Source organism: Oleiphilus sp. HI0125 (assembly GCF_001635355.1).
In genome coordinates, this window is sequence record NZ_LWGF01000896.1 from 1 (window position 1) to 1,203 (window position 1,203).

The 1,203-nt window shown below is 42.0% G+C and carries 2 protein-coding genes; both read left to right on the top strand.

Features of this window, described 5'->3' with window-relative positions:
* The coding region (locus tag A3762_RS15365) for an XrtA system polysaccharide deacetylase (RefSeq protein WP_068756457.1) at positions 1-941 on the top strand (941 nt) is incomplete at its 5' end.
* The coding region (locus A3762_RS15370; protein ID WP_197469290.1) for a glycosyltransferase at positions 941-1,203 on the top strand (263 nt) is incomplete at its 3' end. The genes A3762_RS15365 and A3762_RS15370, both read left to right, overlap by 1 nt.

Consider the following 1,203-nt stretch of genomic DNA (forward strand, 5'->3'; position numbering starts at 1 on the left):
TAATGCCTAAAATTACCAATGCGCTAACTATTGATGTCGAAGACTACTTTCACGTTGCCGCGCTGAAATCGCAAATACCTGTTGATTCGTGGAAAGATCGAGAATGTAGGGTTGAGCGCAACGTCGATATCTTGCTTCAAATGTTTGATGACGCAGACCTTACCGCGACATTTTTTACCCTAGGTTGGGTTGCAGATCATTACCCGCGCGTCGTAGAGAAAATTGCGAAACAAGGGCATGAAGTTGCAAGCCATGGGTATAGTCATCAACTTATCTATAATCAAAGCCCTGACGTGTTTCGAGAAGAAACCTTCAAATCAAAACAGATCTTAGAAGATATTATTCAAGCGCCGGTTCGTGGATACCGAGCGGCTAGTTATTCAGTAACAGAAAAATCACTTTGGGCGATCGACACCTTAGTTGAAGCAGGATTTGAATACGATTCGAGTATTTTTCCTGTCAGGCACGATCTCTACGGTATCCCAGATTTTCCTCAGCAGCCGCATGTATATAAAGGTTCTGAGAAAGGGGATATTGTTGAATTTCCGATTAGCTCTGTAAAAATGGCAGGCTATCAATTGCCTATCGCTGGTGGCGGATATTTTCGATTATTCCCGTATTGGTTTACCAAGTTTGGGCTAGGTAAAATCAATCGCGAAGGAAATGCATTTATGTTTTATCTGCATCCTTGGGAGGTTGATCCTGATCAGCCGCGTGTTCCTGGGGTTGGCTGGAAATCAACATTCAGGCATTACAACAATCTCGATAAATGCCAAGGGCGTTTAGCGCAACTGTTGAAAGATTTTAAATTCGATAGCATGGAAAATGTGCTGATCGAGAAGGGCTTACTTACAAAACGGGGTCAGAGCCATAGTTTCCACTTTGACCACAATGTTGGCAATACTGAGCTTAGCCAAACTTCTAATGAGGAATCGAAATAATGGAATTCCTATTCTGGCTATGCGCTTTTCTTGTCGTCTATATCTACTTGGGATATCCGGTTGTAATCAAATTGATCGCAGGGCGGGGGAATCCAATTTCTAAAGATGAGAGCTTCGAACCAAAAGTCTCTATTCTCATTGCCGCATTTAATGAAGAGAAAGATATCGCTGACACGATCAATAATAAGCTTGCTTTAGATTATCCAAACGACAAGCTAGAGATTATTGTTGTATCAGATGAATCCGAAGATCGTACTGATGA